The sequence below is a fragment of the Azospirillum agricola genome, assembly GCF_017876095.1.
Lineage (GTDB): Bacteria > Pseudomonadota > Alphaproteobacteria > Azospirillales > Azospirillaceae > Azospirillum > Azospirillum agricola.
In genome coordinates, this window is sequence record NZ_JAGINM010000001.1 from 335,614 (window position 1) to 362,540 (window position 26,927).

The following is a 26,927-nucleotide window of genomic DNA, read 5'->3' on the forward strand; positions in this document are numbered from 1 at the left end:
CCAGCACGGGCATGACGGGCGGGCGGAGCGCTTACTCCAGCCCCGCCTTCTTGCGGACGTCGTAGCTGCGGGTCTTGGCCCACTGCTCCATGAACTTCACCAGCTCGGCGTCGGGCGGGTCGGGCAGGACCACCTTCAGCTTCACATACTGGTCGCCGGCCTGCTTGGTCGACTGGTTGACCACGCCCTTGCCGCGCAGGCGCAGCGTCGAGCCGGTGTTGGCGCCGGCCGGGATCTTCAGGGCGACCTTGCCGCTGATCGTCGGCACATGGATGGTGGCGCCGAGCACCGCCTCGTTCAGCGTGATCGGCACCTCGACGTGGATGTCGCCGTCCTGCCGGGTGAAGTAGGGGTGCGGCTCGACATGCACCTCGATGATGGCGTCGCCGTTGGGCATCCCGCCCATGCCCGGCAGGCCCTGGCCCTTGAGGCGCAGCTTCTGCTCGTTCTCGGTGCCGGGCGGGACGGTGACGTCGATGCTCTTGCCGCTCGACAGGTTGACGCGCCGCTTGGTGCCCTGCGCCGCCTCCAGGAAGGGGACGGTGATGGAGTAGGAGATGTCGCTGCCGCGCACCTTGGGGCCGGAGGACGCCCCCCCGCCGGCACCGGCGGCGCCACGCCGCCGGCCGCCGCCGAACAGGTCGGAGAACCAGTCGTCGCCGCCGCTGCTGAAGAAGGAGTCGTCGGCGCCGCTGTAGGCGCGGCCGCGCCCGGCGTGGGTGCGCGACCCGAAGCCGGCGTGCCGCTCCTGGCCCGACGAATCGATCTCGCCACGGTCGAACTTGGCGCGCTTGTCCGGATCCGACAGCAGCGTGTAGGCCGCCGAGATTTCCTTGAAGCGTTCCTCGTTCGCGGCGTCCCCCGGCTTCAGGTCGGGGTGATGCTGCTTCGCGAGCTTGCGGTACGCCTTCTTGATATCCTCGGCGCTGGAGGAACGGCTGACGCCGAGAACGCTGTAGGGGTCACGCGTGGCCACGGTGCTGGCATTCCCAACCCCGAAGAACGGGGATCAAAAGGTTACTGATTGGCGACGATCTTCCACGTTCCGTCGGGTTGTTTGCAAGCGGTTCCGTAGGCCATCTCCGTCTTGCCGCCGACCACGACCGTCTGCTGGTACTCGCGGCAATAGGTGCCGGCGTTGCTGTAGCCGTCGCGGGTCGTCGTGATGGTGCCGGAATTGCCCGACTGCGGGTTGTTCCAGGCGATCCGCTCGCCGACCGGGGCGGCGTAGGCGCGGCGCGCGGCGCCGGCGGCGTATTCGGAATCCGCCCTGTCGAGCGAGGAGCCGATCTCCCTGCCGACGAAGGCGCCCAGCAGGGTGCCGACGCCGGTGGCGACCAGCTTGCCGGTGCCGCCGCCGATCTGCGACCCGATCAGGCCACCGGCCACGGCGCCGCCGACGGTGCCGACCGTCTCCTTGGTGCCGCCGGTGGTGCAGCCGGCCAGCAGGGACGCCGCCAGCGCGAACGGGACGAGTTTCTTCACGACCATCGTGTGCCTCGAATAGGTTTGTGTGCCGCGATGCCTAAACCGGTGGCGTCGCGGTGGACAGTGATATAAGCGAGCCTATCCTTGCTGTGAATTGCGATGACGCTGCCGCGGCATCCTTTTCACCGGGGATGCCCCGCCACAGCGGGGCTGCCCATAGGATCGACGGAACAGGACCAGGATTCATGACCGACGCCAACGACCGCGACCCCTACGCGCTGTTCGCCGACTGGCTGGAGGAGGCCGGCCGGAGCGAGCCGAACGACCCGAACGCCATGGCGCTCGCCACCGCCGACGCCGCCGGCGTGCCCTCGGTGCGGATGGTGCTGCTCAAGGGGGTCGATGCGCGCGGCTTCGTCTTCTACACCAACACGGAAAGCCGCAAGGGCGAACAGCTTCTGGCGAACCGCCACGCCGCCCTCTGCTTCCACTGGAAGACGCTGCGCCGCTCGGTGCGGGTCGAGGGGCGGATCGAGCAGGTCACCGACGCCGAGGCCGACGCCTATTTCGAGAGCCGCCCGCGCGAGAGCCGCATCGGCGCCTGGGCGTCCCAGCAGTCGCGCCCGCTGGAGGGCCGTTGGGAGCTGGAGAAGCGGGTCGCCCAGTACGCCGCCAAATTCGCCATCGGCACGGTGCCGCGCCCGCCGCACTGGACCGGCTTCCGCGTGCTGCCGGCGCGCATCGAGTTCTGGCAGGACCGCCCCTTCCGCCTGCACGAGCGGGTGGTCTACCGGCCGGCCGATCCGGCCTCCCAGGGCGACTCGGCGTCCTGGACGACCGAGCGGCTGTATCCCTGAACGAGGTCGCCTCCGCACGACCGCGATGACCATGCCCCGCATCCCCCCCGACCGGCTGCGCCGCTACGCGACCTACGCCAGCGTGACGGTGTCCTCCACCCTGATCGCGGCGAAGCTCGCCGCCTACATGGCGACGGAGTCGGTCAGCATCCTGTCCTCGCTGATCGATTCCAGCACCGACCTGCTGGCCTCGATCGTCACCCTGCTGGGGGTGCGGCGGGCGCTGCGGCCGCCCGACGCCGACCACCGCTTCGGCCACGGCAAGGCGGAGGCGCTGGCCGCCCTGGCCCAGGCCGCCTTCATCGGCGGATCGGCCGTGCTGCTGACCGTCGAGGCGGTGCGGCGGCTGATCCATCCGGAGCCGGTCGCCGAGGGCGGAATCGGCATCGCGGTGATGCTTCTGTCCATCGCCCTGACCGCCGGGCTGATCACCTTCCAGCGCCATGTCCAGGCGGCCACCGGCTCGGTCGCCATCGGCGCCGACCGGCTGCATTACTCCGGCGACCTGCTGATGAACGTCGCGGTCATCGTCGCCATCCTGCTGACGGGCTGGACCGGCGTCGCCGCCTTCGACCCGCTGTTCGGCCTGGGGATCGCCGCCTTCCTGCTGAACGGGGCCAGGGGAGTGGCGCGGGACGCCCTGAGCGTCCTGATGGACCGCGAGTTTCCCGACGAGGACCGCGCCCGCATCGCGGCGCTGGTGATGGAGGAACCCGGCGCGCGGGGGCTGCACGACCTGCGCACCCGCAGCTCCGGGACCGGCAGCTTCATCGAGCTGCATCTGGAACTGGACGGCGACCTGACCTTGACCGCGGCGCACGACATCACCGATCGGGTGGAGCGGCGCCTCAGCGCCGCCTTCGACAACGCCGAGGTGCTCGTCCACCAGGAGCCGGCCGGGCTGGTCGACGAGCGGCTCGACCATCGGATCAAGGGTGCCGGCGGCGTCGCTTCCGGTTGAAAAACCCCAGCCTGTGTCATTTCGGCGATCAGGGCGGTCCCGGATGACGGGATGAGGCGCTTTGACGCACAATTGCAAGACGCTCCCTGCTGGCGGGGCATTCGACCAATGGATAAGGGTTGCGCCCCTCCGGGTCGCGGTTCCGCCAGTTGCGGGAATGTTTAAAAAGCGCAATAATCGTTCACGGGAGTGAACGCTAAGCTAAAATTCCAAAACAATGGTGGTGAGATATGGACAGTGCGTTCGCGATTCGGCCGCACCTGATTGCGGACATCGCTAAGGAGGCGGGCAATCTCGGCATAGAAATCGCGGACATTGCCGGACACATCGAGGACGTCAACGCCCGCGTGAACCGGCAATCCACGGTGTTCGCCCAGCTTCGCGACACCGGCGCCAAGATGTCGCAGAGCACGCAACGCATTTCCGCCGCTTCCTCCATTGCCCGCACCGTCACCGAACAGGCCCGGCAGGAGGTCGAATCCTCCCACGACCGGGTCCAGCGCTCGCTGTCGGACATCCACGCGCTGGTGTCGTCGGTCACCGGGATCGAGGGGCAGATCGTCGGCCTGCGCGACGCGCTCGACCGCGTCGGCAAGGTCGCCAAGGAGATCTTCACCATCGCCAAGCAGACCAACCTGCTGGCGCTGAACGCCACCATCGAGGCGGCCCGCGCCGGCGAGGCCGGGCGCGGCTTCGCGGTCGTGGCCAACGAGGTGAAGGCGCTGTCCTCCAAGACCAGCGAGGCGACGACCGAGATCGACGCGACGCTGAAATACCTCAACGAGCAGGCGCAGCGGCTGATGACCGAAAGCTCGGCCAGCGCGGTGAAGGCCCGCGCGGTCAGCGAGGGCACCGCCGCCATCGGCACGGTGATCGAGACGGTCGGACGCGCCATGCGCGAGCTGCACGGCGAGACCGACAAGATCGACGCCGCCTCGTCGCAGATCGGCAGCAACTGCACCGAGCTGGAGAACGAGATCGCCGATCTGGCGGTCGGCGTGAAGCTGTCGAGCGAGAATTTGTCGCAGGCGCGCGACCGGGTGAACAACCTCGTCGGCATGAGCGAGCGGCTGATCGGCGTCACCGCCGAGCTGAACATCGACACGGTCGACACCCCCTTCATCCGCATGGTGACGGAGGCCGCGGCCAAGGTCTCCGCCGCCTTCGAGGACGCCGTCGCCCGCGGCGAGATCGGCGAGGCCGACCTCTTCGACCGCGCCTACCAGCCGGTGGCCGGGTCGGATCCGCAGCAGTTCACCACCCGCTTCACCCAGATCTGCGACCGCGTCCTGCCCGGCATCCAGGAGGCCGTGCTGTCGGGCAACGAGCGCATCGTCTTCTGCGTGGCGCTGGACGACCAGGGCTATCTGCCCACCCACAACCGCAAGTTCAGCCAGCCGCAGGGGCGCGACCCGGTGTGGAACGCCGCCAACTGCCGGAACCGCCGGATCTTCAACGACCGTGTCGGGCTGGCCGCCGGGCGCAACACCAAGCCCTTCCTGCTCCAGACCTACCGCCGCGACATGGGCGGGGGGAACTACGTGCTGATGAAGGACGTGTCGGCGCCGGTGTCGGTGCGCGGCCGGCATTGGGGCGGCCTGCGGCTGGCCTACAAGGTGTAGCGCCGGGCGTTCGCGCCGCCGGTTGCGCGGAAAGGGCGGAGCCATGGGGTTCACGGTCACCTTCTGGGGCGTGCGGGGCACCATTCCATGTCCGGCGGCCTCGCATCTCGGCTTCGGCGGCAACACCGCCTGCGTCGAGCTGCGGGTGGGCGCGCAGCGGATCATCCTCGACGCCGGGACCGGGCTGCGCCCGCTGGGGCGCCGGCTGCTGGCCGACGGGGTGGGGGCGGCGACCCTGCTGCTCAGCCACACCCATCTTGACCACATCAGCGGCTTTCCCTTCTTCGCGCCGGCCTATGCCAAGGGGTTCGGGCTGCGCGTCGTCGCCGGCCACACCGCCGGGCGGCCGGGCATCGAGGCAGTGATGGCGCGCCAGATGGAGCGCCCGCTGTTTCCGGTGCCGATGCGGACCATGGGCTGCGACCTCAGCTTCATCGAGGTTCCGGCCGGCCACAGCTTCAAGCTGGAGGGCGGGGTGCGCGTCCACACCGCGGCGCTGAACCATCCCGATGGCGCCACCGGCTACCGGATCGAGCACCAGGGCCGTTCCATGGCCTACGTCACCGACACCGAGCATGTGCCGGACCAGCCCGACCGCAACATCCTGAATCTCGTCGACGGCGTCGACCTGCTGATCTACGACGCCACCTACACCGACGAGGAATGGAGCCAGCGCGTCGGCTGGGGCCATTCGACCTGGACGGAGGCGGTGCGCATCGCGCGGGCCGGCCATGTCAGGCGGCTGTGCCTGTTCCACCACGACCCCGACCACGACGACCGCATGATGGAGGCGATCGAGGCGGCGGCCCAGGCCGAACTGCCCAACTGCTTCGCCGCGCGCGAGGGGACCACCGTCACCCTGGCGTGAGACGCCTTGGCGTCGGGGCCCGGGGCTGGGCTATAGAGAAGGCCCGTCCCGCTTCCGGCGCCGCCCCATGCCCCCCATGACCCTGTTCATCCTCCTGCTGTTCGCCGGAACCTATCTCGGCATGGCGCTCGGCCGCTTTCCGGGCCTGCGCATCGACCGCACCGGCATCGCCCTGGTCGCCGCCATCCTGCTGCTGGCGGTCGGGGCGCTCGACACCGGGCAGGTGGTCGAGGCGGTCGATTTCCCGACCATCTTCATCCTGCTCGGCCTGATGATCCTGTCGGCGCAGTATGCCGGCAGCGGCTTCTACGACTGGTGCGCGCTGCGGGTGGCGCGGGCGGCGAACTCGCCGGCCCGGCTGCTGGCGGTCATCGTCGCGGTGGCCGGCGGGCTGTCGGCGGTGCTCGCCAACGATGTCGTCGTCTTCGCCATGACGCCGATGCTGTGCGCCGGGCTGATGGCGCGGCGGCTCGACGCGCGGCCCTATCTGATCGCGCTGGCCGGGGCGGCCAACGCCGGGTCGGCGGCCACGGTGATCGGCAACCCGCAGAACATCCTGATCGGGCAGGTCGGGCATCTCGACTTCTGGCGCTTTCTCGGCGTCTGCGCCGTCCCGGCGCTGGCGGCGCTGGTCATCGTCTACGTCACGGTGTGGCTGGTCTGGCGCGGACGCTTCGGGCTGCCGGACGGGGAGGGCGACGTCGCCGCCGTGCCGCTCGACCGCTGGCAGCTCGGCAAGGCGGTGGCGGCGACGGCGGTGCTGCTGGTGCTGTTCGCCCTGCCCATCCCGCAGGAGCACGCGGTGCTGCTGGTCGCCGGCGTGATGATGATCAGCCGGCGGATGGCCAGCCGCGACATGCTGGGGATGGTCGACTGGCATCTGCTGGTGCTGTTCGCGGCGCTGTTCGCCATCAACCACGCGCTGGGGCTGACCGGCATTCCCGGCGCGCTGGTCCGCGACCTGGAGGCCGGCGGCTGGCTGCCCGACCGGCTGGCGGTGATGGGGCCGCTGGCGCTGGCCGGCAGCAACAGCATCGGCAACGTCCCGGCGGTGATCCTGCTGCTCGCCGCCTGGCCGGCGCCGCCGGAGGGGGCGCTCTACGGGCTGGCGCTGCTGACGACCCTGGCTGGCAACCTGCTGCTGCCGGGCAGCCTCGCCAACATCATCGTGGCGGAGCGCGCCGCCGCCGCCGGCGTGCGTCTGGGCTTTCTCGAGCACGCCCGCTGCGGCGTGCCGATGGCCCTGCTGTCGATGGGGGTCGCCGGAGTGTGGCTTTGGTGCGGCGGCTGGATGAGCTTCTGAACAGGGGAGACGCGTAATCGCTTCTACGGAGCGCCGCGATTGGAGTACCCTCTTCGCGCCGAGTCGTGGTCCGAGTCGTGGACCGGATCGCCGGCCGGATCGTTGGGGAGTGCGGGCGTCGTGGGTCTTGTCGGTCAGTTCCTTGAGTTCATCGAGCAGACGCCCAACCAGTCGTTGCGGGCGATCAGCGACCGCGTCCTGCACAAGTGCCGCGAGCTGACGGACGCCGAGGCGGGCAGCGTCTTCATGCTGAGCGGGCAGGGGCGGGCGCGGCAACTGGAGGCGGTCAGCGTCCAGAACGACGTGATCCGCGCAAAGACGGCTGCCTTCACCATTCCGGTCGCCTCCTCCTCCATCGTCGGCCACGTCGCCATCACCGGCGAGACGGTGCTGATCGACGACGCCTACGCGCTGGGCGAGACGAAACCCTACCGTTTCAACCCCGGCTTCGACCAGCGCACCGGGTTCCGCACCCGCTCGATCATGGCCTTCGCGCTGAAGGGGTTCCGCGGCAAGCCGGTCGGGGTGGTGCAGCTCATCAACCGACGCGATCCGCAGGGCGGCGACCCGCTGCCCTTCCTGCTCGGCCACGAGGCGATGATCGCGCCGGTCAACCATCTGGTCGGCCGCGCGCTGGAGCGCGCCGCGACGCTGGAGCGGCTGAAGGAGCGCAACCGCGCCCTGACCCAGGAGCGCCGCCGCGTCGCCGAGCTTCAGAAGGAGACCGAGCGGGCCTTCATGATCTCGGTCAACCTGCTGGCCCGCGCCGCCGAGGTCCATGACGAGGACACCGGCAACCACATCGTCCGCGTCAACGAATACTCCTACATCCTGGCGAAGTGGGCCGGCTGCTCGAAGGCGTTCTGCGAGGAGCTGCGCTTCTCGGCCGCCCTGCACGACGTCGGCAAGATGAGCGTCGACCAGGCGGTTCTGCACAAGCGCGGCCGGCTCGACGAGCGCGAACTGGCCGAGATGCGCCGGCACCCGGTCTATGGCTACGAGATCCTCAAGACCTCGGACCGGCTGAAGATGGCGGCCGAGGTCGCGCTCAGCCACCACGAGCAATGGGCCGGCACCGGCTACCCCAACGGCCTGAAGGGGGAGGAAATCCCGCTCGCCGCGCGGATCGTGGCGATCGCCGACTGCTACGACGCGCTGCGCAGCAAGCGGCCCTACAAGCCGGCCTTCAGCCACGACAAGACGGTGAACATCCTGACGCTGGGTGACGACCGCATCGACCCGACCCAGCATTTCGACCCGCGCCTGATCGCCCTGTTCGCGGAGCGCCACATGGAGTTCGACCGCATCTGGGAGGAACTGCGCGACGAGGAACCGGCGGCGGAGCCGGTTCCCGCCTGAGCGCGGCGGCCGGTCAGGCGGCCGGCTTGCCCTCCTCGCCCCACACCAGGCTGTCGAACAGCGGCTCTATGACCGGCTGGCCGAGGTCGCGGGTGATGAAGACCAGCTTGGTGCGGTGATCCTCGCCCGGCCATTCCTCCAGCCGCACCGGCGGGTGGAACATGTGCTGGACGCCATGGACGACCACCGGCAGGTCGCTTTCCCGCACGTTCAGCAGCCCCTTCACCCGCAGCAGGTTGTCGCCGCCCTGGGCGATCAGCGCCTCCATGAAATCGACGAAGCCGTTCCAGGGGATCGGCTGCTCGACGATCATGCAGAAGGCGCGGATGTGGTCGTCGTGGCGGTTGGCGTCGTGGTGATGCCCATGGTCATGATCATGCCCGCAGTCGGCGCCGCAGTGTTCGCCGTGCTCATGGTCATGATGGTGATGGCCGTGGTCATGCCCATGATGAGGGTCATGATCGTGATGATGATGCCCGTGCGCGGCCTTCTCCCCGTCGCGGTAGGCCTCCTCGCGCAGCCAGCGGGCGACGTCCGGGCTCTTGGTCTCCGGATTGTAGAGGCCGGCGTCGAACAGGCCCTTGGGATCGACCTCGCCATGGGCGGCGGGGATGATCGGGGCGGCCGGGTTGATCGCCTTCAGCCGCTGCATCAGCGCCACGGTGGCGCCCGGCGTGGCGACGTCGGTCTTGGTCAGCACGATGCGGTCGGCGACGGCGGCCTGCTTCACGCTTTCCGGCTGGCGGTCGAGCTGGAGCGAGCCGTGCGCCGCGTCCACCGTGGCGATGACGCCGTCCAGCCGGAAGCGCGCCGCCAGCAGCGGGTCGGTCATCAGCGTGTGGATGATCGGGGCGGGGTCGGCCAGCCCGGTCGTCTCCACCACCACCCGGTCGAAGTCCGGCACCTCGCCGCGCACCCGCTTCAGGAACAGGTCGCGCAGCGTGTCGACCAGATCGCCGCGGATGGTGCAGCACAGGCAGCCGCTGTCCATCAGCACCATGTTCTCCGACGCCTTGGCGACCAGCAGATGGTCGAGCCCGACCTCGCCGAACTCGTTGATGACGATGGCGGTCCGCGCCATGCCGGGATGGCGCAGAAGGGCCTGGAGCAGGGTGGTCTTGCCGCTGCCGAGGAAGCCGGTCAGCACCGAGACGGGCAGGCGGGGGGACGCGGCCGGGGATGTGGCGGGAGCGCTCACGGGTGTTTCTCCTGACAGGCTTTGCAGACGCCGCGCACCTCGACGGTGGGGCGCTGGACACGGAAGCCGCGTGCGGCGGCGGCGGTCTCGATGGCGGCGCGGACTTGCGGGTCGTCGACCTCGGCGGCGTCGCCGCAGCCCTCGCAGACCAGGAACTGCCCGGAATGGGTGGGGCCGGGGGCGGCGCAGCCGACATAGGCGTTCAGCGATTCGATGCGGTGGACCAGCCCTTGTTCGACCAGGAATTCCAGCGCGCGGTAGACGGTGAGCGGCGCCGTGGCCTTGCCGTCCTGCTGGCTCAGATCCTCCAGGATGGCGTAGGCTCCGCGCGGCCGGTGGCTCGACCACACCAGCTCCAGCACGCGGCGGCGCAGGGTGGTCAGGCGGGCGCCGCGCTCCGCGCACAGCGCGTCGGCGCGGGTCAGCGCGTCGGCGACGCAATGGCTGTGGTCGTGGGGCATGGGGCCGGCTGCGGGGTGGTGGGAGTGGGCGGTCATGACGTTACTATATAACCTTGCCGCCGCCGAAACAAAGAACCGTGTCGCCGCAGGCGGTCGGGATCAGGTCCTGGCGCCCTTGCGTTCCCGGTAGAGGGCGAGCGCGCGGTCGCGGGCCTCGCCATGATCGACGATGGGGCGCGGGTAGTCCTCGCCCAGCCGGACGCCGGCCTTGCGCAGGACGTCGGCCGGTGCTTCCCACGGCTTGTGGATCCAGCGCGTCGGCAGCCGCTCCAGCTCCGGGACGAAGCGGCGGACATAGGCGCCGTCGGGGTCGAATTTCTCGCCTTGCAGGACGGGGTTGAAGATCCGGAAGAAGGGGGAGGCGTCGGCCCCGCAGCCGGCGACCCACTGCCAGTTTCCGGCGTTGTTGGCGAGGTCGGCGTCCACCAGCGTGTCCCAGAACCAGCGCTCCCCCTCCTGCCAGGGCAGCAGCAGATCCTTGATCAGGAAGGAGCCGGCGATCATCCGCACCCGGTTGTGCATCCAGCCGGTTTGCCAGAGCTGCCGCATCCCGGCGTCGACGATGGGATAGCCGGTGCGCCCGCGCCGCCACGCCGCCATTCCGTCCGGGTCGGTGCGCCAGGGGAAGCCGGCGAAACGCGTGTTGAAGGGCTGGTCGGACAGCTGCGGGGCTTGGTGGAGCAGGTGGTGGTTGAACTCCCGCCAGCCGATCTCGCGCAGGAAGACCTCGACGCCGCCGGCCAGTTCCGGCCGGGCATCGGCGGCGTGACGGGCGGCGTGCCAGATCTGGCGCGGCCCGATCTCCCCGAAGGCGAGGCGCGGGGAAAGGGCGGAGGTGCCGTCATGGGCCGGCCGGTCGCGCTCCGCCGGGTAGGCGGCGACCGGGCCATCGAGGAAATCCGCGAAACGCTCGATGGCGGCGTCCTCGCCGGGCGTCCAGGCGTCGCGCAGGCCGCCGGCCCAGTCGGGCTTGGCGGGGCGCAGCGCCCACTCCCCCAGCCGGTCTGAGGCGACCGGCTTGGCAGGGCCGGTCAGCCGCTTCGGCGCGCGGGACGGCTGGGGCGGGTCGAGCGTCGGCGCCACGCCGCGCCAGAAGGGGGTGAAGACCTTGTAGGAGCCGCCGGTCTTGGTCGTGACGGTCCAGGGCTCGGCGAGCAGGCCGGCGTTGAAATGGGCGGCCTCGACGCCGCGTTCCACCAGCGCCTCCTCGACGGCGCGGTCGCGGGCGGCGAGCGCCGGGGCGTAGCGGCGGTTCCACAGCACGCGGTCGGCGCCGGTCTCGTCGATCAGGCCGGTCAGGACACGGACGGCCTCGCCCCGGCGCAGCAGCAGCGGCGACCCCAGCTGGGCGCAGGCTTCTCCCAATCGCTCCAGGCTGCCGTGCAGCCACCAGCGCGAGGCGCCACCCATCGGCCAGGGATCGCCGTCCGGATCCTCGAGGATATAGACGGGCAGGACGGGCGCGCCGCTCCGAACGGCCTCGGTCAGCGCCGGGTTGTCGGCGAGGCGCAGGTCGTTGCGGAACCAGACGATGATCGGGGCGGGGATCGGCATGCGGATGACTCGGAGGGAACGGCAACGCGGGAACGCGATATAGGCCGCGCCGACGCTTCGGCCAACCGTCCTTCAGCCACCCCGGTCGGGCGACAGGCGGTCGCGGGGGAAGCGGTGGATCCGCCCGCGCACCGTCAGCAGCGCGTCGAAGCGCGGGGCGAGCAGCCCGGCGATGGCCGGGTTCAGCACGTTCAGGCCGCCGGCGAAGCTGCCGAAGGCGGGCAGGACCAGCTTGGCGCCGTCGGTCACGAAGCAGCGGTCGCGCACCCGCCGCCCGCCCAGCGCCAGCGCCGCCGCCGGGTGCAGATGGCCGGACAGTTCGCCCACGGCCCCCGGCTGCGCCTCGTGGCGGAAGACCAGGGGGCCGAGCCGGAACTCGGCCACCGAGCGGCCACCCAGCCCCTCCGGCGGGTCGGGATCGTGGTTGCCGGTGATCCACACCCAGTCGGCGGCGTCGGCGGTCAGGGCGCGCAGCCGCTCGGCGTCGGCGGACTCCATGCGGGCGCCGGCCCGGCGGTCGTGAAAGCTGTCGCCGAGGCAGAGGACGCGGGCCGGCTTCTCGCGGTCGACCAGGGCGGCCAGACGCTCCAGCGTCGCCCGCGTGTCGTAGGGCGGCAGCATTCGGCCGCGCGCCGCGAAGGCGGAGCCCTTTTCCAGATGCAGGTCGGCGACCGCCAGCACGCCTTCCGCCGGCCACAGCAGCGCGCCCGAGGCGTCGGCGACCAGCGCCGCCCCGTGCAGCGCCACCGGCGCGCGGCTGTCGTCGATGCGGCCGGGGGCCTCGGTCCCTTGGACGGTCACAGGGACAGCCGCCCCTGCTCGGCGGGCGCGGCGGCGGTTTGCCTCAGTTCCGGCATGGCCTCGGCCACCAGCGCGTCGGCCGCCGCCGCCAGCAACTCGTCGGTGGCGCTGCCGTCCACCCGTTCGCGGCCGATCTCCAGGATGACCGGGACGGCGAGCGGCGAGATGCGGTCGAGGTCCTTGTGGGTGATCCGGCCGCGCACCCGCGCCAGGAAATCCGACAGGCGCCGCACGTCGGTCAGTCCGCCCGCCGCGTCGGCCCGCGTCGCCCGCAGCAGGACATGGCCGGGGTCGTGCTTGCGCAGCACGTCGTAGATCAGGTCGGAAGAGAAGGTCACCTGCCGTCCGGTCTTCTCCTGCCCCGGATGGCGGCGGTCGATGACCCCGGCGATCAGCGCGACGTTGCGGAAGGTCCGCCGCAGCATCGAGGATTCGTCCATCCAGGCCTCCAGGTCGTCGCCCAGCATGTCCTGGTCGAACAGCGCGTCCATGTCCGCTCCTTGTGTCGAGGAGGGCGAACGCAGCGACCACACCGCCAGCACATAGTCGGTGGCGACGAAGCCGAGCGGCCCAAGCCCGAACCGCTCCATCCGCCGGGTCAGCAGCATGCCGAGCGTCTGGTGGGCGTTGCGCCCCTCGAAGGCGTAGGCGACGAGGAAGCGCTTGCCGGCCTTGGGGAAGGTCTCCACCAGCAGCCCGTCGCGCGACGGCAGCAGCGAGCGCAGGCGTTGCAGCGTCAGCCATTCCTTCACGTCGCCGGGCAGGCGGTCCCAGCTTCGCGGGTCGGCGAGCATGGCGCGGACCCGCTCGGCCAGATGGGTGGTCAGCGGCAGGCGGCCGCCGGCGTAGGCCGGGACCTTGGGGTCGCCGCTGCCGCCCTTGGCGACCTGCGCCTCCATCTCGCGCACGCCGAGGAACTTCAGCAGCTGCCCGGCGAACAGGAAGCTGTCGCCCGGCGTCAGCCCCTGGATGAAATACTCCTCCACCTCGCCCAGAACCGGGCCGCGGTTGAGGCGGACCCGGAGCAGCGCCTCCTGGGTGATGGTCCCGACATTCATCCGGTACTGCCGCGCCACCGCCGGGCCGGCCACCGACAGCCGGCCGTCCTCGCGCCGGCGCAGCCGCTGGAAGCGCTCGTAGGCGCCCAGCGCGTAACCGCCGGTCGAGACGAAATCCAGCACATCGTCGAACTCGTCGCGCAGCAGGGTGGCGTAGGGGGCGGCGGAGATCACCTCCTCGTAAAGCGCGTCGGGCAGGAAGGGCGCGGCGCAGGCCATGCCGAGCAGATGCTGGGCCAGCACGTCGATGCCGCCGGGGCGGGGCGCCTCGCCGTCCAGCCTGCGGTCGTGCACGGCGTCGAGCGCCGCGCGGCATTCCAGCACCTCGAAGCGGTTGGCGGGAACCAGCAGGGCCCGGCTCGGCTCGTCGAGCCGGTGGTTCGCGCGGCCGATGCGCTGGACCAGCCGGCTCGACCCCTTGGGTGCGCCGATCTGCACCACCAGATCGACCGCCGCCCAGTCGATGCCGAGGTCGAGCGAGGAGGTCGCGACCACCGCGCGCAGCTCGCCGCGCGCCATGGCGCCCTCGACCTTGCGGCGCTGCTCGGCGGCCAGCGAGCCATGGTGGAGCGCGATCGGCAGGTTGTCGTCGTTGACCCGCCACAGCGCCTGGAAGACCAGTTCGGCCTGGGCGCGGGTGTTGACGAAGATCAGCGTGGTCCGGTGCCGGCGGATGCGGTCGTACACCTCGGCCAGCGCGTGCAGCGCCATGTGGCCGGCCCAGGGCAGGCGTTCCTTCGTGTCCAGGATCCCGATCTCGGCCTGCGCGCCGGATCGCCCCAGCACCAGCCGGACGTCGCCGTCCCCGCCGTCCGCGCTCCAGCGGCCGCTGCGCGACAGCCAGGCGAGCAGCCGCTCCGGCTCGGCCACCGTGGCCGACAGGCCGACCCGCCTTGCGGCCGGGGCCAGCCGGGACAGCCGCGCCAGCCCCAGCGCCAGCAGGTCGCCGCGCTTGGTCCCGGCCAGCGCGTGCAACTCGTCGACGATGACGCAGCGCAGGCCGCGGAACAGCCGGTCGGAATCGGCGTAGGACAACAGGAGGGCGAGGCTCTCCGGCGTCGTCATCAGCATGTGCGGCGGGTGCGCGCGCTGGCGCCGTCTTTTGGCCTCCGGCGTGTCGCCGGTGCGCGTCTCGGCCCGGATGGGCAGGCGCATCTCGGCGATCGGGGTGTCGAGGTTGCGCTGGATGTCCACCGCCAGCGCCTTCAGCGGCGAGATGTAGAGCGTGTGCAGCCCCTCGCGCGGCCGTTCCGCCAGCTCGATCAGCGAGGGCAGGAAGCCGGCCAGCGTCTTGCCGCCGCCGGTCGGCGCGATCAGCAGGGCGCTCTCGCCCCGCTCCGCCGCCTCGACCATGGCGACCTGATGGGCGTGCGGCGCCCAGCCCTTCGCGCGGAACCACGCGGCGATGTTGGGCGGGATCGGCGCCGGAAGGGGATGAGCGGAGGAAGGGGCGTCCATGGACCGGAGGGCTGAGGGGCGAGGCGGGTCGCGGAACAAGATAGGGCGCCGTTCGCGAACGAACAAGGAACGATAGCGCTTGGCACCGTCGGCCCGGACGGTGGGCGCCATTCCGCTGTGTGAAAAACTTCACTGCGGCACGGGGCGGAAAGGAGGATTTTGAGCGCCGGTAGCCAAGGGGGTACAGATGATTTGCCGCAATCTTAGGGTAAATGGTCGCCGGACCAGCTTACGCATGGAACAGGAAATTTGGGACGCGGTGGACGACGTCGCCCGGCGCCGCTGCATCCTGGTGACCGAACTGGTCTCCGAGATCGACCGCCAGCGCGGCGAGGCCAGCCTGACCGCCGAACTGCGCGTCTACGTGCTGGGCTATTACCGCAAGGTCATCGAACGGCTGGACAGCTATGGGATGACGCGGGTTCCGCTCGCCCGCCCGATCGAGCAGCCCGCCGAATACGCCACGCTCCAGTAAGACGCGGCCCCCCGGAGCGCCCCGGATTTCCGGGCTCCCGGAGACAAAAGGAAAGGGCGGCCTGGGATCGCGGGCCGCCCTGAAGTCTCCGGTTCCATCAGAGACGTCATCATCCTCCCAAAACCTGCGTCTTGGCCATTTGCGCAAAAGTGGCACTCCGCCATGCCTGGCCGTTATGCCGGCCGGATCGCGGGGGCTTCGCCACGGGCGCGCCCTCCACCTGGAATCAGCGGAAGAAGCCGGGCAGAAACTCGATCACCACGCCGGTTCCGCTGACGACAAGCACCGCATCGCGTCCCGCCCGGACCCAGTGATGCCCGCGCGGCGGCCGATGGAGGTGATAACTGGCCGGCTTGACGATGACGTGGCGTTTGCCACGGTATTCCTGCGGCAACCGCTGGCCCGTCCGCCAATGGCGCTCGGAAGGGCGCTCGGGGCGATGCTCGTAACGGTGGTCGGCTGGGCGATGATCGTTTGGCCGATCCGGTCCGCGCCGGTCCGGCCCTCTCTGGTCGGGCCGCGCATGGGGAGGGGGAGCCTCGTGGCCCTGGTTCCATCCCTGCGCCATGGCTTGCGACCCGGCGAGGCTGGAAAAGGTGACGGCGGCGATGAGGGCCGCGACCATGCTGCGCTTCATGAGGGTGGTCCCCTTGTTTCGGTACCGGGGTTTCGGCATCGGGAACCTGATGCCCCGATGATTTCCCGATGACCGCAGGATGCCCCCGCATCGTTGCTGGTTGATGTCCGGACGGCAGGCGTTCGGTAACGTTGTGTTACAGCTGTTCGCGGTTCACTGGAGGCGGGGGATGTCGGCCGCGCCGACCATCGCCTGGAAGGCCGGCTTGGCGAAGAAATAGCCCTGCATCAGACGGATGCCGAGATCGCTCAGGGCATCGGCCTCGCCGGCGGTTTCCACGCCCTCGGCCACCGGGGTGATGCCGAGATCCGCGCAGACCATCAGGATCGCCTTCACGATGCTGCGGCGGGGACGCTCGCTGTCGATGTTGCGCGTCAACTCCATGTCCAGCTTGATGATGTCCGGCTGGAATTCCGCCAGCAGGTTCAGGCCGGAATAGCCCGACCCGAAATCGTCGATGGCGGTCATGAACCCCTGCCGCCTGTATTCGGCGAAGATGCCCTTCAGATGGCCGTGATCGACGACGCGCTCGTTCTCCGTGACCTCGAAGATGATCCGGCTGGTCGGAAAGTTGGTCCGCCGTGCGGCGGCGAGCGTTGCCTGGATGCAGGCCTCCGCCTTGTAGACCGCGTTGGGCAGGAAGTTGATCGACAGCCGGGCGCCGTCCATCGGCAGCCCGGACGCCAATTCGATGGCCTTGACGCGGCAGGATTGGTCGAAGCTGTAGCGGTTGCCCTCGTTGACCTGCCCGAGCACCCAGCCGGCGCCCTGGCCTTCCGTTCCGCGCACCAGCGCCTCGTGCGCCCAGATCCCGCCGGCCGCCACATCCACGATGGGCTGGAACGCCATGGTGAAGTCCAGATCGAAGCGCTCGGCGCACCGGCCCCCGCATCCCGTACCAACAGCCGCCATCCTGCCACGCCCTCCGCTTGATCCTCGCCTATAGGTAAGGGACGCTGCCACAGGTTTAACCCGACGGAGGTGTGACAACGCCACCACTTTCGTCTGGGCGCCCCCCTCCTATTCGGCCGCCGCCCGCGTTCCATCACCCCGTGACCCGGCACCCCGTGGCCCGGCGGCCTGGATCGCCGACCAGATCGCCAGCGGAGTCGCCGGCATGTCGATGTGCTGGATGCCGTGGTCCGACAGCGCGTCGACCAGCGCGTTGATGATGGCGGGCGGCGCGCCGATCGCCCCGGCCTCGCCGGCGCCCTTCATGCCCAGCATGTTGGTGGTGCTCGGCACGCAGTTCAGCTTCACCTGGATCGGCGGCATGTCGACCGCGCGCGGCATCTGGTAGTCCATGAAGGAGCCGGTCAGCAGCTGGCCGCTGTCCGGGTCGTAGACCACGCGTTCCTGCAACGCCTGTCCCAGCCCCTGCGCGACGCCGCCATGCACCTGCCCGATCACCAGCATCGGGTTGACCACGGTGCCGAAATCATCGACCACGCTGTAGCGGACGACCTCGACGGTGCCGGTGTCGGGATCGATCTCGACCTCGGCGACGTGGCAGCCGTTGGGGAAGGTGCTGGCCGGCGGCGACCAGCGCGCCCGCTCGGAGAAGGCGATTCCCGTCTGGTCCGTTCCGGTGCGGCCCGCCGCCGCCCTGGCCGCGACCTCCTTCAGCGACACGCTGCGGTCGGTGCCGGCGACGGTGAAGCGGCCCTCGGCGAACTCGATGTCGATCTCGGCGGTTTCCAGCAGGTCGGCCGCGACCGGGATCGCGCTCCTCACCACCTTGGCCGCCCCCTCCGCCAGCGCCGAGCCGCCGACCGGGACGGAGCGCGAGCCGCCGGTGCCGGCGCCCCAGGTCACGCGGTCGGTGTCGCCCTGCACGACCTCGACATCCTCGGGCGGCACGCCCAGCCGGTCGGCGAGGATCTGCTTGTAGGCGGTCTCGTGGCCCTGGCCGTTGGTCTGGGTGCCGATCAGCAGGACGACGCGGCCGTCGCCGCCGACCTGCACCGTCGCCTGCTCCGGTCCGCCGCCCGAGCAGGCCTCGATGTAGGTCGACAGGCCGGCGCCGCGCAGCCGGCCGCGCGCCCTGGCTTCCGCCTTGCGGGCGGGCAGGCCGGCCATGTCGGCCAGGATCAGCCCGTCCTCCAGGTTCCGGGCGAACTCGCCGGTGTCGTAGACCTGTCCCATCGGCGTCGCGTAGGGCATCGCCGAGGCGGGGATGAAGTTGCGGCGGCGGATCTCCGCCGGCCCAAGCCCGGTGACGCGACCGGCGTGGTCGATCAGCCGCTCCAGCAGATAGGCCGCCTCCGGCCGGCCGGCGCCGCGGTAGGCGTCGACCGGCTGGGTGTTGGTGAATACGCCCTTGACCCGCACATAGACCGCCGGGGTCCGGTAGGAACCGACCAGCATCGCGGAGCCGGCGTCGGTCGGGATGAAGGGGCCGTAGTTGGACAGGTAGGCGCCGAGGTTGGCGACGGTGTCGACCCGCAGCCCGAGGAAATGGCCGTCGGCGTCGAGCGCCAGCCGCGCCCGGCTGACATGGTCGCGGCCGTGGTCGTCGCTGACGAAGCCCTCGGTGCGCTCGGCGGCCCATTTCACCGCGCGGCCCAGGGCGCGGGCGGCGAACAGGCAGGCGACGTATTCCGGGTAGTTGAACAGCTTCATGCCGAAGCCGCCGCCGACGTCGGTGGTCAGGACGCGGATGCGCTCCTTCGGCTCCTTCAGGATGTCGCAGAACTGCTTTTGCAGGCTGTGGACGCCCTGGCTGGTGACGTGGATCTGCAAGCGCCCGCTGTCCGGCTCGACCCCGGCGAGGCAGGCGCGGCCTTCCATCGGGTTGGCGACGACGCGGTTGTTGACGATCTCCAGCTCGACGACGCGGGCGGCCTTGGCCAGCGCCGCCTCGACGGCGGCCTCGTCGCCGGTGTCCCAATCGAAGCAGAGGTTGCCGGGGGCCTCGTCCCACACTTGCGGGCGGCCGGGCTCCAGCGCCTCGGCGGTGCCGGTGACGGCGGGGCGGTCGTCGTAATCGACCATCACCAGTTCGGCGGCGTCGCGGGCGGCCTCCAGCGTCTCGGCCACCACCAGGGCGACCGGGTCGCCGACATGGCGGACGAAGCCGCGCGCCAGCGCCGGGCGCGGCGTGCGGACGTAGGGCGAGCCGTCGCGCTGCTTGAGGTCCGAGTTGCAGGGAATCTGCCCGACTCCGGCGGCGTCGAGGTCGGCGACCGTGTAGACCGCCAGCACGCCGGGCACCGCCACGGCGTCGGCCGTGTCGATGGCGCCGATGGCGGCGAAGGCGTGGGGCGAGCGCACGAACACCGCGAAGGTCTGTCCGGGCAGGGTCACGTCGTCGGTGTAGCGGCCGCCGCCGGTGAGGAGGCGTGCGTCTTCGGTGCGCGGTACCGCTTGGCCGATGCCGAACTTCATGAAGGAACTCCCGCTTTGCCGAGGTGGGCCGGAGGCCGGTCGACGTCGAGGATAGGGCGGGGCGGGGCGAAGGGAAACCCCGCCTGACGGCATGCGCCCGTCATGGCGGCGATGCCGGCGGCAAACGGGGAAAAGGGGATTATGGGCTGGCCGGGCGGGGGCGGGGACGCCATAGTCATGGGCATGTGCGGACGCATGCTGCTCACCACCCCCGTCAGCGAGCTTCAGCGGATCTTCGGCGTGCCGGACAAGCCGAACCTGAAGGCGCGCTGGAACGTCGCCCCGACCCAGGAAATTCCCATCGTCCGGGAGGATGAGGACGGGCGCCATCTGGTGATGGTCCGCTGGGGCCTCGTGCCGCATTGGGCGGCGGATCCCTCCATCGGCGCGCGGATGATCAACGCGCGCGCCGAATCGGCGGCGGAGAAGCCGGCCTTCCGCGAGGCGCTGCGCCGGCGGCGCTGCCTCGTTCCGCTCGACGGCTTCTACGAATGGACGGCGGCGGGACCGCGCCGGCAGGGCCACGTCATCCGCCGCCGCGACCGCGCGCCCTTCGCGCTGGCCGGGCTGTGGGAGGTCTGGCGCGGGCCGAAGGGCGGGCCGCCGCCGGAACGGCCGCTGGAAAGCGTCACCATCGTCACGACCACCGCCAACGCCACCCTGTCGGCCCTGCACGAGCGGATGCCGGTGGTGCTCGACCCGGCCGACTGGGAGCGCTGGCTCGATCCCGCCGCTCCGCCGTCGGCGGTGCGGGGGCTGCTGCGGCCGGCGCCCGACGATTGGCTGGAGGTTGCCGCGGTCGGGCCGCGCGTCAACAGCGTGCGCAACGACGACGCGTCCTGCCTCGACCCGCCGTCCGCTCCGCCGCCCGACGCGCCATCCCGCCGCAAGGCCGCCGATGACCAGCCGACGCTGTTCTGACCGGCTCGCCTCGGCCCTGCTGGCGGCTCTCGTCCTGCTCGGCGGTCCGGTCTATGCGTCAGCCCAGACGGCCGGCCCGACCAAAGGCAAGGTGGCCGCCACGCCCAACGAGACGTTAAAAGGAAAAGCGGTCGCGGCCGAAGGGGATCTGCTGGTCATCAACGACACGCCGGTCCGCCTGATGGGGATCGACGCCCCCGATCCGGGGCAGAAATGCAAGAACCGTTACGGTCACGAACTGGACTGTTTCAAGGTGGCGACGGCGGTGCTCGCCGCCATGGTCAAGGACGAGGAGGTGACCTGCACCGTCTCGGAAAAGGACCGGACCGGCGAGAGGAAGGGTGAGTGCCGGGTGCGCGGCGTCGATCTGGGGGCGGCGATGGTGTCGCGCGGCTGGGCGTTCCATTACGCCAGCCTGTCGGCGGCCTACCAGAAGGGCGAGGCCTACGCCCAGAGCAAGCGGATGGGGCTGTGGGCTGGTCAGGTGGAGAAGCCGTGGCAGTGGCGGTCGCGCCAAGTCCGCGAAAAATCCCGCTGACCCTTCGGTCCTGACCGGATCGGCTGCTCCCCTTTTCCCGTCGCGGGCGGAGGGGGCGGCGTGATAGGTTTGAAGGCCGTTCATATTTTGTTAACCGGCTTGGCCGACCGCCAGGACGCTTGCCCGCAGAGGACGCGGATCATGCAGATGTACGGATGCGAACTCTACGATCATCTGCCGCATCTGCGCCGGTACGCACGCGCGCTGACGGGAGCGGTCGAGGCCGGCGACGCGCTGGCGACGCGCTGCGTCGAGGTCGTGGTGATGGCGCCGACGCGCTTCGGGCTGGACCGGGGGGAGGGGGCGCGGCTGCCGCTCTACGCGCTGCTGCATCTGTTGTTCGACCAGTCCGCCGTCCAGTCCGCCGCCGCCCGTCCGGCGGTCTCGCCGCATCCCATCGAGCGGGCGCTGGCCACGTTGCCGGAGTGTGAGCGCCGGCTGTATCTGCTGGTGACGCTGGAGGAGCTGAGCCTCGCGGAGGCCGCCCAGATCCTGAATCTCGCGCCGGTGGAGGCGATCGGCCGGTTGAAGGAGGCGCGCGAACGGGTCCGTCTGGCGATGACCCAGCGGGTGCTGGTGGTGGAGGACAACGCCCTTCAGGCGATGGAGATCGGCGAGGTGGTGGCCGACATGGGCCACGTCGTTTGCGGCACCGCGGTGAACGAGCGGGAGGCGCTGTCGCTGCTGCGGGCCGAGAATCCCACGCTGGCGCTGGTCGACGTGCGTCTGGCCGACGGCGGCAGCGGGGTCGCGATCGCCCGCCATCTGCGCCGCACGCGGTCGCTCCGCACGATCTTCATCACCGCCTTCGACGGCGATCTGGAGGAGCTGGGCGCCTGCCACCTCGGCCAGATCGTCCGCAAGCCCTTCACCAACGAGGCGATCCGCGCCGCCATCTCGCGGGCGGTCTTCATGCCGCGCCCGGTGGCGCTGGCCTGAAAAGGAAAAACTGAAAAGGAAAAGGCCCCCTCCGGCGGGAGGGGGCCTTTTCCTGTCAGCCGGATTTTCAGACCGTCGTGCTGCGTCCGGCGATCATGCGGTAGATCGCCAGGATGACGATGGCGCCGACGATGGCGCCGATGAAGCCGGCTCCCTCGCCCGGCCGGTACCAGCCGACGGCGGCGCCCAGATAGGTGGCGACGAAGGCGCCGGCGATGCCCAGCAGGGTGGTGATGATGAACCCGCCCGGATCGCGGCCCGGCATCAGGAATTTGGCGACGATGCCGGCCAGAAACCCGATGATGATCGTCCAGAGAATGCCCATGCTCCTGTTCCCTTCCGTTGCGGGACGGTTTTCCCAGAGCCAATAACGCCCGAGACGGCGATTGGTTCTGTTGCGAAGGGAACCTTTGTGGGGTGCCCCTTCCCATTTTCCCGCACCGGACGGCGGCGCGGAAGGAGAACTCAGCGCAGGGCGGCGATGTTGGCGGCGTACTGGCCGGGGCCGCCGGTGAAGGTGGCGGTGCCGGCGACCAGCACGTCGGCGCCGGCCTCGACCGCCAGCTTCGCCGTCTCCGGATTGATGCCGCCGTCGATCTCCAGGTCGATCGGCTTGCCGAGCGCGTCGATGCGGGCGCGCAGGTCGCGGATCTTGGGAAGCTGGCTCTTGATGAAGCTCTGGCCGCCGAAGCCGGGGTTGACCGTCATCACCAGCACGAGGTCGATGTCCTCCAGCACATGCTGGATGGCGTCCACCGGGGTCGCCGGGTTCAGCGAGACGCCGGCCTTCTTGCCGAGCGACTTGATGAGCTGGATCGTCCGGTGCAGGTGGGGGCCTGCCTCCGGATGCACGGTGATGATGTCGGCGCCGGCCTTGGCGAAGTCGGGGATGAACAGATCGACCGGCGAGATCATCAGATGCACGTCGAAGATCTTCGCGCTGTGCGGACGCAGCGCCTTCACCACGCCGGGGCCGATGGTGAGATTCGGCACGAAATGGCCGTCCATCACGTCGATGTGGATGTAGTCGGCGCCGGCGGCGTCGACCGCGCGGACCTCCTCGCCCAGCCGGGCGAAATCGGCGGAGAGAATCGAGGGGGAGATTTTGACGGCGCGCATGGCGGCATTCCCTGGCGGACGGAGCGTGGGTGGACGAAGCGTGGTGAGGGCCCTCCCATAGCACGGCCGGGACGCCGGGAGCCATGCCGGCGACAAATCCCTTTTTCCGTAGGGGCTATTTCCGCTTTACGCTTCACAAGCTTGGCTATATCCGTTTGAATATAATTCATGACCATTCGGAAGGAGGCTTGGATGTTCGGTGTGCGTGGGCGCGCGATGACGCGCGTCGTCTCGGCGGCGGTGATCGGCGTCGGTCTGATGATGGCCGCCCCGGCGGCGATGGCGCAGGACGTGCTGGTGATGGCCGCCGCCTCGACCAAGAACGCGGTGGAGAAGCTGGCGGCCCAGTTCAAGTCGAAGACCGGGCTGACGGTGGTCTCCTCCTTCGCCGCGTCCTCGGCTTTGGCCAAGCAGATCGAGAACGGGGCGCCGGCCGACCTGTTCATCTCCGCCGACCTCGACTGGATGGACTATCTTCAGAAGAGGGACCTGATCAAGACCGACACCCGCGTCAGCCTGCTGGGCAACGATCTGGTGGTGGTCGCTCCGAAGGGTTCGCCCCTGAAGCCGAAGCTGACGCAGGGCGGCGATCTGGCGGCGCTGGCCGGCGACGGCCGCATCGCCACCGGCGACCCGTCGAACGTCCCGGTCGGGAAGTACGCCAAGGCGGCGCTGGAGAAGCTGGGGCAGTGGGCGGCGGTCGAGCCGAAGCTCGCCCGCGCCGACAGCGTCCGCGCCGCGCTGGCGCTGGTCAGCCGTGGCGAGGCGCCGCTCGGCATCGTCTACCGCACCGACGCGGCGGTCGATCCCGGCGTCGAGGTGGTCGGCGTCTTCCCGCAGGACAGCTACCCGCCCATCGTCTACCCGGCGGCCGTCGTCGCGGCCTCCAAGAGCGCCCACGCCGCCGCCTTCCTGGAGTATGCGACGTCATCGGACGGCATGGCGGTGTGGAAGGAATACGGCTTCGTCCCGGCGCCCAAGCTGCCGTAAGCTTCGCGTCATGAATGTCCTGTCGCCGATGGAAGTCACCGCGTTGCTGCTGAGCCTGCGCGTCGCGGGCCTGGCCATCGTGGTGGCCCTGCCGCTCGCCGTCCTGGCCGCCTGGATTCTCGGGCGCTACTCGTTCCCCGGAAAGACGCTGTTCGACGGGCTGGTCCATCTGCCCCTGGTGCTGCCGCCGGTGGTGATCGGCTACATCCTGCTGATCACCATGGGCACCAAGGGGATCATCGGCGGCTGGCTCTACCAGACCTTCGGGATCCGCCTGATCTTCACCTCGGAAGGGGCGTCGCTGGCGGTCGCCGTGACCTCCTTCCCGCTGATGGTGCGGGCGATCCGCCTGTCGGTCGAGGCGATCGACGGCGGGCTGGAGGCGGCGGCGCGCACGCTGGGCGCCGGCCCGGTCGACCGCTTCTTCACCATCGTGCTGCCGCTGATGGCGCCGGGCCTGCTGTCGGGCGCCATCGTCGCCTTCGCCGCCGCGATGGGCGAGTTCGGGGCGGTCATCACCTTCGTGTCCAACATTCCCGGCACGACGCAGACCCTGCCGCTGGCGATCTACGCCGCGACGCAGGAACCCGACGGCGACGCCGTGGCGGCGCGGCTGGCGGCGATCTCCTTCTCCGTCGCGCTGATCGCGCTGATGGTGTCGGAATTCCTGGCCCACCGCCTGCGCCGCCTGATCGGCCAACGATAGACCGGGCAAGGACAAGCCATGCTGGACGTTTCCATCCGCCAGACGCTGGGCCGCTTCGCGCTCGACATCGCCTTCACCGCCGAGGAGCGCGGGGTCACGGCCCTGTTCGGCCGCTCGGGGTCGGGCAAGACATCGGTCATCAACGCCATCGCCGGACTGGCGCGGCCGGACGCCGGCCACATCCGCGTCGGCGGCACCACCTATTTCGACAGCGCCGCCCGCGTCGACATGGCCGTCGAGAAGCGCCGCGTCGGCTACGTCTTCCAGGATTCCCGCCTGTTTCCGCACATGAGCGTGCGCAGCAACCTGGAATTCGGCCTGCGCCGGGTCCCGGCGGCGGAGCGCCGCATCGCCTTCGGCCCGGTGGTCGATCTGCTGGGACTCGGCCATATCCTCGACCGCCGGCCGCTCGGGCTGTCGGGCGGCGAGAAGCAGCGCGTGGCTTTCGGCCGGGCGCTGCTGGCGCAGCCGCGCCTGCTGCTGATGGACGAGCCGATGGCCTCGCTCGACGCCGCCCGCAAGGCGGAGATCATGCCCTACATCGAGCGGCTGCGCGACGAGATGAACATCCCCATCATCCTGGTCAGCCACGCGCTGGACGAGGTGGTGCGGCTGGCCACCACGCTGGTGCTGATCGGCGAGGGCCGGGTGGTCGCCGCCGGCCCGGTGGGGACGGTGATGGGGCGGCTCGATCAGGTGTCGGCGACCGGCAGCCACGACGTCGGCGCCGTGCTGGACCTGACCGTCGACCATCATGTCGAGGCGGATGGCTTGAGCGTGCTGGTCTTCGACGGCGGGCGCCTGACGGTGCCGCGCGTCGAGCGCCCGGTCGGCGCGCCGGTCCGTCTGCAAATCCACGCGCGCGACGTGATCGTGGCGCTGGAGCCGCTCGCCGGCACCAGCCTGCGCAACACGCTGGCGGGCACGGTGGTGGAGATCGCGGAGTCGGGTCCGGCCTCGGTCGATCTGCGGATCGCGGTCGGCGGGGCCTTCCTGATCGCGCGGGTCACGCGCGCCGCCGCGCGGGATCTGGAACTGGCGCCCGGCCGGGACGTGGTGGCGCTGGTGAAGGGGGTTGCCTTCGAGACCGACCTGACGGGCGCCGGACCGGCTCGGGTGGTGGACGTCTGAGGCGTCTTCCTGGAGGTGCCCGCCCCGCCGCCCATTTGATGAGCCCCTCTCCCGCAGGGGGGAGAGGGGCTTCAAGAGCGCCTGCAAATCGCCCTTACTGCTGCCCGCTGGACGGCGTCGTGGTCGCGCCGCCGCCGGCCGAGCCGCCGCTGGTGGCGCCGCCCGGCACGGTCGTCGTCGGGGCCGGGGCGCTGTTCATGGTGTTGCCCGACGAGCCGCTGGTGGTCGGAACCCCGGTGGCGGGCGGCGGCGTGGTGGTCGAGGTCGAACCGGCCGAGGAGCCCGACGACTCGGTGGCCGGACGCTCGGCGGTCGAGGTGCCGTTGTTCTGGGCGGATTGGTCGTCGCAGGCCGCCAGACCGAGAAGCAGGGCGGGGAGGGCCGCGATCAGAAGCTTGCTGCGCATGGAGTGTCTCTCCTTACCATGGGTCGCATGGGCCGGCTGCGCGATCCGCTGCGCCGCCGGATGCGGCGCGGCGTGGCAGCCGCGGTCCCCCTCCAACACGGAGGCGTTGCGGTTCATTCCATGCTGCGATGCGATTTTTCCGTCCGCTGCGTTTCCGGGGCGCCCCCGCCTTGTGGCGCCGGCGTCGCCGCACACCAGGGATGGGTTGCGCAACGAACACGAATTCGGAGCGTCTTTTGTGTTGCCCCTTTTTCGTTTGACCCCCTGAAAGCCGCTATGGTCCCATGATGGGACCATGACCATGCTCGCCGATCTCACCGACTCGCTCGCCCGCGCGGCGAAAAGCGCCCTCCGTCAGGCCATCATGCCGGCGCTGTGCGCCTGCGTCGTCGCCTACTTCGCCTATTACGCGATCCATGGCGACCGGGGATTGGTCGCGATGAAGCAGATCCAGGGCGAGATCGCGCAGGCCGAAACCGTGCTCCAGCAATTGAGGGACGAGCGCGAACGCATGGAGCGGCGCGCCCAGTTGCTGCGCGGCGACAACCTCGACCGCGACATGCTGGACGAGCGCGCGCGCTCGATGCTGAACCTCTCGAACCCCCGCGACGTGGTCGTGACCCTTCCCAAGCTGTACGACAACGACGGAAACAGCCTGGAGAAGCAGCCCAGATCAGCCAATTAACCGAAACTCGGTTAATCGGAAATCCGCCTTCAAAAACAGGTATTTGCGCGAGCGTGTTTGCTCGT

Annotated in this window: 27 protein-coding genes; 14 read left to right on the plus strand and 13 right to left on the minus strand. The window is 70.2% G+C overall.

The window, feature by feature from the left end; genetic code table 11:
- Positions 1-31 precede the first annotated feature (31 nt).
- Both J2847_RS01605 and J2847_RS01610 read right to left on the minus strand, forming a co-directional pair.
- Complete coding sequence (locus tag J2847_RS01605; protein WP_209776510.1) at positions 32-976, minus strand: DnaJ C-terminal domain-containing protein; 945 nt, start codon at positions 974-976, stop codon at positions 32-34.
- Between the two features lie 41 nt (positions 977-1,017).
- Entirely contained in the window at positions 1,018-1,491 is a 474-nt protein-coding gene (locus J2847_RS01610) for an RT0821/Lpp0805 family surface protein (RefSeq protein WP_209776512.1), read from the minus strand.
- A 182-nt stretch (positions 1,492-1,673) separates the two neighbouring features.
- Between J2847_RS01610 and pdxH the strand changes: the two genes are divergently transcribed.
- The 6 genes from pdxH (at position 1,674) to J2847_RS01640 (ending at position 8,398) form a co-directional block, all read left to right on the plus strand.
- Positions 1,674-2,285 carry a pyridoxamine 5'-phosphate oxidase gene (gene pdxH / locus J2847_RS01615; RefSeq protein ID WP_209776514.1) on the plus strand — a complete coding sequence of 204 codons (612 nt, stop codon included), beginning with the start codon at positions 1,674-1,676 and terminating at the stop codon, positions 2,283-2,285.
- A gap of 31 nt (positions 2,286-2,316) precedes the next feature.
- Positions 2,317-3,246, plus strand: a complete 930-nt coding sequence (locus tag J2847_RS01620) for a cation diffusion facilitator family transporter (RefSeq protein ID WP_209776515.1) — start codon at positions 2,317-2,319, stop codon at positions 3,244-3,246.
- 230 nt (positions 3,247-3,476) lie between these two features.
- Positions 3,477-4,868, plus strand: coding sequence for a methyl-accepting chemotaxis protein (locus J2847_RS01625; RefSeq protein WP_209776516.1), 1,392 nt, complete (start codon positions 3,477-3,479; stop codon positions 4,866-4,868).
- A 43-nt stretch (positions 4,869-4,911) separates the two neighbouring features.
- Positions 4,912-5,736: an MBL fold metallo-hydrolase gene (locus tag J2847_RS01630; protein ID WP_209776517.1), complete on the plus strand. Its 825-nt coding sequence runs from the start codon at positions 4,912-4,914 to the stop codon at positions 5,734-5,736.
- A gap of 76 nt (positions 5,737-5,812) precedes the next feature.
- On the plus strand, positions 5,813-7,039 hold the full coding sequence (locus J2847_RS01635) for an SLC13 family permease (protein WP_209776732.1): 1,227 nt from the start codon (positions 5,813-5,815) through the stop codon (positions 7,037-7,039).
- A gap of 120 nt (positions 7,040-7,159) precedes the next feature.
- The gene (locus tag J2847_RS01640; protein WP_209776518.1) at positions 7,160-8,398 is read left to right on the plus strand and encodes an HD domain-containing phosphohydrolase; all 1,239 of its coding nucleotides are present in this window, start codon (positions 7,160-7,162) and stop codon (positions 8,396-8,398) included.
- Positions 8,399-8,411: 13 nt separating this feature from the next.
- Here J2847_RS01640 and J2847_RS01645 read toward each other — a convergent pair whose 3' ends face one another.
- The 5 genes from J2847_RS01645 to J2847_RS01665 all read right to left on the minus strand — a co-directional run bounded on the left by J2847_RS01645 (position 8,412) and on the right by J2847_RS01665 (position 14,928).
- Positions 8,412-9,596 carry a CobW family GTP-binding protein gene (locus J2847_RS01645; RefSeq protein WP_325169301.1) on the minus strand — a complete coding sequence of 395 codons (1,185 nt, stop codon included), beginning with the start codon at positions 9,594-9,596 and terminating at the stop codon, positions 8,412-8,414.
- Complete coding sequence (locus J2847_RS01650) at positions 9,593-10,093, minus strand: Fur family transcriptional regulator (protein WP_209776519.1); 501 nt, start codon at positions 10,091-10,093, stop codon at positions 9,593-9,595. Before J2847_RS01650 ends, J2847_RS01645 begins: the two co-directional genes overlap by 4 nt.
- Positions 10,094-10,156: 63 nt before the next feature.
- Positions 10,157-11,611: a cryptochrome/photolyase family protein gene (locus tag J2847_RS01655; RefSeq protein WP_209776520.1), complete on the minus strand. Its 1,455-nt coding sequence runs from the start codon at positions 11,609-11,611 to the stop codon at positions 10,157-10,159.
- A gap of 72 nt (positions 11,612-11,683) precedes the next feature.
- Positions 11,684-12,412, minus strand: a complete 729-nt coding sequence (pdeM, locus tag J2847_RS01660; protein WP_325169302.1) for a ligase-associated DNA damage response endonuclease PdeM — start codon at positions 12,410-12,412, stop codon at positions 11,684-11,686.
- Positions 12,409-14,928 (minus strand): ligase-associated DNA damage response DEXH box helicase, encoded by a 2,520-nt coding sequence (locus J2847_RS01665; protein ID WP_209776521.1) that lies wholly within the window; start codon positions 14,926-14,928, stop codon positions 12,409-12,411. The genes pdeM and J2847_RS01665 overlap by 4 nt, the downstream gene beginning before the upstream one ends.
- A gap of 187 nt (positions 14,929-15,115) precedes the next feature.
- Between J2847_RS01665 and J2847_RS01670 the strand changes: the two genes are divergently transcribed.
- Positions 15,116-15,403, plus strand: coding sequence for a ribbon-helix-helix domain-containing protein (locus tag J2847_RS01670; protein ID WP_085556365.1), 288 nt, complete (start codon positions 15,116-15,118; stop codon positions 15,401-15,403).
- 226 nt (positions 15,404-15,629) lie between these two features.
- Here the strand turns inward: J2847_RS01670 and J2847_RS01675 are convergent, their stop codons facing one another.
- From J2847_RS01675 to J2847_RS01685, 3 genes are all read right to left on the minus strand, one after another.
- Positions 15,630-16,040 (minus strand): RcnB family protein, encoded by a 411-nt coding sequence (locus tag J2847_RS01675; protein ID WP_209776522.1) that lies wholly within the window; start codon positions 16,038-16,040, stop codon positions 15,630-15,632.
- Positions 16,041-16,193: 153 nt separating this feature from the next.
- On the minus strand, positions 16,194-16,889 hold the full coding sequence (locus tag J2847_RS01680; RefSeq protein WP_209776523.1) for an EAL domain-containing protein: 696 nt from the start codon (positions 16,887-16,889) through the stop codon (positions 16,194-16,196).
- 171 nt (positions 16,890-17,060) lie between these two features.
- Positions 17,061-19,427: a xanthine dehydrogenase family protein molybdopterin-binding subunit gene (locus J2847_RS01685; protein WP_209776524.1), complete on the minus strand. Its 2,367-nt coding sequence runs from the start codon at positions 19,425-19,427 to the stop codon at positions 17,061-17,063.
- Between the two features lie 195 nt (positions 19,428-19,622).
- On the opposite strand from J2847_RS01685, the gene J2847_RS01690 reads away from it, so the two are divergent.
- From J2847_RS01690 to J2847_RS01700, 3 genes are all read left to right on the plus strand, one after another.
- The gene (locus J2847_RS01690; RefSeq protein ID WP_209776525.1) at positions 19,623-20,348 is read left to right on the plus strand and encodes an SOS response-associated peptidase; all 726 of its coding nucleotides are present in this window, start codon (positions 19,623-19,625) and stop codon (positions 20,346-20,348) included.
- Positions 20,326-20,886: a thermonuclease family protein gene (locus tag J2847_RS01695; protein ID WP_209776526.1), complete on the plus strand. Its 561-nt coding sequence runs from the start codon at positions 20,326-20,328 to the stop codon at positions 20,884-20,886. The genes J2847_RS01690 and J2847_RS01695 overlap by 23 nt, the downstream gene beginning before the upstream one ends.
- Positions 20,887-21,027: 141 nt before the next feature.
- A complete protein-coding gene (locus tag J2847_RS01700; RefSeq protein ID WP_209776527.1) occupies positions 21,028-21,825 on the plus strand; it encodes a PhyR family response regulator anti-anti-sigma factor in 798 nt (265 codons plus the stop codon).
- A gap of 67 nt (positions 21,826-21,892) precedes the next feature.
- Here J2847_RS01700 and J2847_RS01705 read toward each other — a convergent pair whose 3' ends face one another.
- Positions 21,893-22,150, minus strand: a complete 258-nt coding sequence (locus J2847_RS01705; RefSeq protein ID WP_085556372.1) for a GlsB/YeaQ/YmgE family stress response membrane protein — start codon at positions 22,148-22,150, stop codon at positions 21,893-21,895.
- A 140-nt stretch (positions 22,151-22,290) separates the two neighbouring features.
- A complete protein-coding gene (gene rpe, locus J2847_RS01710; protein WP_085556373.1) occupies positions 22,291-22,944 on the minus strand; it encodes a ribulose-phosphate 3-epimerase in 654 nt (217 codons plus the stop codon).
- 192 nt (positions 22,945-23,136) lie between these two features.
- On the opposite strand from rpe, the gene modA reads away from it, so the two are divergent.
- The 3 genes from modA to modC are packed head-to-tail and all read left to right on the plus strand — an operon-like array spanning position 23,137 to position 25,771.
- Positions 23,137-23,934, plus strand: coding sequence for a molybdate ABC transporter substrate-binding protein (gene modA, locus J2847_RS01715; RefSeq protein WP_209776528.1), 798 nt, complete (start codon positions 23,137-23,139; stop codon positions 23,932-23,934).
- A 10-nt stretch (positions 23,935-23,944) separates the two neighbouring features.
- On the plus strand, positions 23,945-24,640 hold the full coding sequence (gene modB / locus J2847_RS01720; protein WP_209776529.1) for a molybdate ABC transporter permease subunit: 696 nt from the start codon (positions 23,945-23,947) through the stop codon (positions 24,638-24,640).
- Between the two features lie 18 nt (positions 24,641-24,658).
- Positions 24,659-25,771 carry a molybdenum ABC transporter ATP-binding protein gene (gene modC / locus J2847_RS01725; RefSeq protein ID WP_209776530.1) on the plus strand — a complete coding sequence of 371 codons (1,113 nt, stop codon included), beginning with the start codon at positions 24,659-24,661 and terminating at the stop codon, positions 25,769-25,771.
- A 94-nt stretch (positions 25,772-25,865) separates the two neighbouring features.
- Here the strand turns inward: modC and J2847_RS01730 are convergent, their stop codons facing one another.
- A complete protein-coding gene (locus J2847_RS01730; protein ID WP_209776531.1) occupies positions 25,866-26,177 on the minus strand; it encodes a hypothetical protein in 312 nt (103 codons plus the stop codon).
- A gap of 295 nt (positions 26,178-26,472) precedes the next feature.
- Here J2847_RS01730 and J2847_RS01735 point away from each other — a divergent pair, with 295 nt between their 5' ends.
- On the plus strand, positions 26,473-26,862 hold the full coding sequence (locus tag J2847_RS01735) for an FtsB family cell division protein (RefSeq protein ID WP_209776532.1): 390 nt from the start codon (positions 26,473-26,475) through the stop codon (positions 26,860-26,862).
- Positions 26,863-26,927: the final 65 nt, after the last annotated feature.